This is a genomic window from Bradyrhizobium sp. (assembly GCF_049586575.1).
Taxonomy (GTDB): domain Bacteria; phylum Pseudomonadota; class Alphaproteobacteria; order Rhizobiales; family Xanthobacteraceae; genus Bradyrhizobium.
The window spans coordinates 1-4,738 of the sequence record NZ_JBAVCF010000666.1 but is presented as its reverse complement, the minus strand read 5'-3'; the positions used below and the strand labels follow the sequence as shown (position 1 = coordinate 4,738).

Here is a 4,738-nt window from a genome sequence, read left to right as displayed (position 1 = left end):
GGCATCGACCGCGTGGCGCTGCGCCGGCGCAATCTCGTCAAGCCCAAGGAGCTGCCGTACAAGAATCCGTTCGGCATGGAGTACGACAGCGGCGACTACGGCGCCGCCATGACCACGGCGCTCAAGCTCGGCGACTGGGACGGCTTCAAGCGCCGCCGCGCCGAGGCGAAAAAGCGCGGCAAGTGCCGCGGCATCGGCGTCGCCAATTACGTCGATATTTCCACCGGCGTGCCGCGCGAGAAGGCGGAGATTCTCGTCAAGCCCGACGGGATCGTCGAGCTCGTCATCGGCGTCACCTCGCAGGGCCAGGGACATGAGACAAGCTTCGCGCAGCTCGTGACCGAATGGCTCGGCGTGCCGATCGAGGCCGTGCGCGTGATTGCCGGCGACACCGACCGTGTCACTGTCGGCGGCGGCGCCCATTCCGGCCGCGGCATGCGGCTCGGCTCCATCGTGATCAAGAAATCCTCAGACGACGTGATCGAGAAGGCGACGAAGATCGCCGAGCATCTTCTGGAGACGAGCGCTGCCGACATCGAGTTCAAGGCCGGCCGCTTTACGGTGAAAGGTACCAACCATTCGATCGGCCTGTTCGACGTGGCGCGCGCCGCGACCGAGCGACGCGATCTGCCGCCCGATCTTCAGGGTCCGCTCGCGGCCGAATGCGACAAGACCGTCGCCGAGGCGAGCTTTCCTTATGGTTGTCAGGTGGTCGAGGTCGAAGTCGATCCGGAGACCGGCGCCGTCAAGCTCGTCAACTATGCGGCGGTCGATGATGTCGGCCGCGCGATCAATCCGCTCATCATCCATGGCCAGGTCCACGGCGGCATCGCCCAGGGCGTCGGCCAGGCGCTGATGGAGCACGCGCACTACGACCCCGAAAGCGGCCAGATGCTTGCCGGCTCGTTCATGGATTACGCCATGCCACGCGCCTCGGATCTCCTGCCCTACACCACCGAACTCTCAGAAGTGCCCTCGACCACGCACCCGCTCGGCATCCGCCCGGCCGGCGAAGGCGGCACCGTGCCGGCGCTCGCCGTGGTCATCAACGCCGTTGTCGATGCGCTGTGGGACTTGGGCGTGCGCCACATCGAAATGCCGGCGACGCCGGCCAGGGTCTGGCAGGCGATCCAGGAGGCGCGCAGCGCGTAAGATTGTCCAGCGCTAGAGGCGTAGAAGAAATCGCGCCTCGGATTGTGCCCACGTTTGCAGTTACCACACGCTGCGCCAGCCCTGACCTTTTCGGCGCGCGCGGTTTGGTCGCGATCGGAGGCAAAGCGGACATTCAGCTGTCGTCATCAAGCGGTCGCGAATGACCCTAAGCGGCCCAATTCCTAGGCGGAGTGCGCGGATGCATGGTTGCGGCGGAAATGCTGTTGTACCATCGCGCACCGTGACCGAGGCGCCATTGTCGTCGGAGCAACGCGGAATTTTCGGCCGGCTGAGCCACAATCAATCACCGGGCAAGAAAACCGCTAAGCCACCGTCGCGACGTTGGCCGCGGCGAATAGGAGCACGTCCTGGCTGCGGAAGTGACGTACCAACGGGACGATCGCGTCGCTTCACCTCAAGCTGGCTTGATGCCAGCTGCCTTCACGACTTGCGTCCACTTCTCGATCTCGGCGGCAATGAATGCCTTAAACTCAGAAGGCGAACTGACGAAGATGCTGGCGCCAAGATCAGCCAAACGCGCCTTCATGGCAGGCTCCGCAATGGCGGCGTTGGTCGCCGCATTGAGCTTGGCGACAATGTCGGCTGGCGTCGCGCTGGGTGCGCCGATACCAAACCAAGTGCTGGCCTCATATCCAGGAACGAACTCGGCGAGCGAGGGCGTATCGGGTAGCAACTCCGAACGCTGGGCCGTCGTGACCGCCAGCGCCCGAAGTTTGCCGGCTCGAACATATCCAATGGATGACGGCATGGGGTCGAACAACACATGCACCTGGCCGCCGAGCAAATCCGTGACCGCGGGCGCGACGCCGCGATACGGGACGTGCAGCATCTCGATGCCGGTCATGGTTTTGAAGAGTTCGCCCGCCACGTGAGGTGGCGTACCGTTGCCGGCGGATGCCATATTGAACTTTCCGGGGCTGGCCTTCGCAAGATCGATGAATTGCTCGACCGTGTCGGCAGGAAACGATGGCGCCACCAGCATGATCAGCGGACCGCGGGCGATGCTGGCGACCGGCGCAATATCGCGAACGAAATTGAATCCGGAATGTTCGTACAGCGCAGTGTTGATCGCATTCGGCGCGGCCACGAGCAGCAAGGTGTGACCGTCAGCGGGTGCCGTCGCCACTGCCTGTGTGCCGATATTTCCGCCGGCCCCAACACGGTTCTCGATGACGAAGGGCTGGCGCAGCTGCTCAGTCAGAGTGTGGCCGATCAGGCGTGCCAGGATGTCGCTCGGCCCGCCTGCCGGAAAGGGAACAATCCAGTGAACAGGCCGTGTGGGAAAGGGTTGAGCGCGAGCGGCACCTATCGACGCCAACAATCCGAATACCCCCACGAGGCCCAACAGGTCTCGACGCGTTGTATTCATGTCTAGGGCTCCACATTCAACATCACTTGAGCCGTCTGAGCCTGGCGACGCCGGAGGCCCCAGTCGACACTGTCGGATTTCTCCATGACAGATCGTCCCCGCTCAACGTGAAGGCCCGCTCCTGCTCGGCTCCTTCCTCGTTCGGATAGGTGCTGGCTTCGATTTTCATGATTAGGATTCTGTCTTCGATCGCATACGTGCCAGCATAGGCAAGACTCCCTTGGACGGTTGCCTTGTTCTCATCGGCTGTGCCCTGATCTCGCCGCCCGCTCGCGAACTTCAGGCGGTTGGGGCGGGTGATCAGCCAAAAGAAGCGCCCGCTTCGATCGAACATCAGATATCCACCCGGCTTCGGACCGAATGGGTGCGTGATAGCTCCGTCGGAGGCAGTATTTTCGACCGAGACCCATTCCCACGTTCCTACGACGTCTTGAGCCGCTTGTGCGGCAGCTTTGCTGAAGACGCCGATGGCCAATGCCGAGGCGGCCAGCGTCACGATCGCGGAATGCCGCTTCATCACATCGCTCCTGTTTTGCATGAGCATCATGCCGGTTTACGGCGCAGGGATAATGAGCGATTATGCCCGATAACTCGTGAAGTTTTTTCTTGAATGGCGAATTCAGCGAACGAAATGACGGTGTTTGCGCGAGCGGTCGACCGCGGGAGCTTCGCGGCCGCGGCCGACGACCTTGGGCTCTCGCCTTCCGCCGTTTCGAAGCTGGTGACGCGGCTCGAATCTCGCCTCGGTGTCCGGCTTCTCGATCGGACCACGAGGCGGCTCGCTCTCACGGCGGAGGGCGAGGTGTTCCTCGATCGCTCGCGCAAAATTCTGGACGCTATCGAGGCAGCGGAAGCCGAAATCTCCGCGACCCGCCGCGCGGCGGAAGGTCACCTGCGGGTCCATGCGTTTCCGTCGTTCGCAGTCGATCGCCTTTCGGCTGTCTTACCCGAATTCTTGGCGCGCTACCCGCGCGTCAGCTTCGACTTCCTGGTCACAAACCGGACTGTCGATCTGGTCGAGGACAATATCGATGTCGCGCTACAAGTAGGGCCGCTAGCCGATCCTGCATTTGCAGCACGCAAGATTGCAGACTTGACGCAGGTCGTGTGCGCCAGCCCTGCTTATTTGGCAAAGCACGGCGCGCCCCTTCACCCACATGATCTTGCCCGCCACGCCTGCCTGACGCTCAGTCATATTCCGAACTCACGGTTCTGGTCCTTCAACATTAAGGGGGAAGCCGTGAAGATAGAGGTCCGGGGCCCCGTCGTCGCCGATAGCGCCCATATGCTTCTAAAGCTCGCTGTAAGTGGGACGGGAATCATCCGTTTTGGCGACATCATCGTCGCCGAGGCGGTCCGGAGTGGGCGGCTCGTTCCTCTGATGGAAAATTTTCAGCAACCCGACACCTTCCCTCTCTGGGCAATTTTCCAGCGGCGCCGACAACGAACACCGCGCGTCAAGGCGTTTCTTGATTTCTTAATGGAACGCTTTGCTGGCGCGCCGTGGCGAGCGGGCAGCACATGACACGCGCTCCGAGGGCAGTCGAGTTTCAATGGTTCGCTAATGGCACCGGTCGACTATTGCAGTGGGCGGCTGTATCTCGGCGATCGAGGATAAGCGGAGCTCCCTCCGCGGCCGTCGCAAGCGAGTGGCATCGACGGCGTAAACTTTCTCTTCCGGATTTGTGCGGGCGCGCTGGAGTATTCCGCCCGACTCAAGTTTCGTGCGTGACGGCGGGACCTGAGCCACATGCGCACACGGTGGGGCCGAACTTGGTTCAACTTGCAACTGCAGCTTTGGCGACTGGCCGATCTGTCGGCGTCCTGTCAGGGTCAACTCTGCAGCTTAGCGGGAAGAGGCTTGGTCTGAAGCGGCTGCCGATCGATCTGCCAATACGTCCACTGACAACCGGAATCGTGAGGCTGAAAATCGGGCGCGCTGACTCCCGACCGCGGAGCGCTTCATCGACTGCGCTCGCGATGTTGCCGGCAGCTCGCGGACACAACATCATAGCTCCTCTCGGAAGCCGCCGAGACACCAGTCTATGTCCGCTCCTGTGCAGGTTTTTGGTCGCCGGCATGACTGGGCTATCCACGTGCTGATGCGACCGGCGACCAAAAAGCGCCAAGGCACGAAATCGCGGTGGGGGGTGCGGTGCGGTGCCGCGAACGCTATGGGGATTTGGCCGCGGCGGC

Annotated in this window: 4 protein-coding genes and 1 pseudogene; 3 read left to right on the top strand and 2 right to left on the bottom strand. The window is 62.3% G+C overall.

Annotated elements, in window-relative coordinates:
- Nucleotides 1-1,152: xanthine dehydrogenase family protein molybdopterin-binding subunit (locus WB528_RS24480; protein WP_423891545.1), on the top strand; the 1,152-nt coding region annotated here is incomplete at its 5' end.
- Between the two features lie 415 nt (nucleotides 1,153-1,567).
- On the opposite strand, the gene WB528_RS24475 is transcribed toward WB528_RS24480, so the two are convergent.
- Both WB528_RS24475 and WB528_RS24470 read right to left on the bottom strand, forming a co-directional pair.
- Nucleotides 1,568-2,542: a Bug family tripartite tricarboxylate transporter substrate binding protein gene (locus tag WB528_RS24475; protein WP_423891543.1), complete on the bottom strand. Its 975-nt coding sequence runs from the start codon at nucleotides 2,540-2,542 to the stop codon at nucleotides 1,568-1,570.
- Between the two features lie 22 nt (nucleotides 2,543-2,564).
- Nucleotides 2,565-3,059, bottom strand: coding sequence for a lipocalin-like domain-containing protein (locus WB528_RS24470; RefSeq protein WP_423891541.1), 495 nt, complete (start codon nucleotides 3,057-3,059; stop codon nucleotides 2,565-2,567).
- Nucleotides 3,060-3,152: 93 nt separating this feature from the next.
- On the opposite strand from WB528_RS24470, the pseudogene WB528_RS24465 reads away from it, so the two are divergent.
- Both WB528_RS24465 and WB528_RS24460 read left to right on the top strand, forming a co-directional pair.
- Nucleotides 3,153-3,332 (top strand): annotated as a pseudogene (locus tag WB528_RS24465) (helix-turn-helix domain-containing protein); the annotation flags it as partial.
- 12 nt (nucleotides 3,333-3,344) lie between these two features.
- Nucleotides 3,345-4,067 (top strand): substrate binding domain-containing protein, encoded by a 723-nt coding sequence (locus tag WB528_RS24460; RefSeq protein ID WP_423891547.1) that lies wholly within the window; start codon nucleotides 3,345-3,347, stop codon nucleotides 4,065-4,067.
- Nucleotides 4,068-4,738: the final 671 nt, after the last annotated feature.

Bases quoted from the DNA above. Each gene is read 5' to 3' on its own strand.
- WB528_RS24475 (WP_423891543.1), bottom strand. From the start codon at position 2,542: ATGAATACAACGCGTCGAGACCTGTTGGGCCTCGTGGGGGTATTCGGA.
- WB528_RS24470 (WP_423891541.1), bottom strand. From the start codon at position 3,059: ATGAAGCGGCATTCCGCGATCGTGACGCTGGCCGCCTCGGCATTGGCC.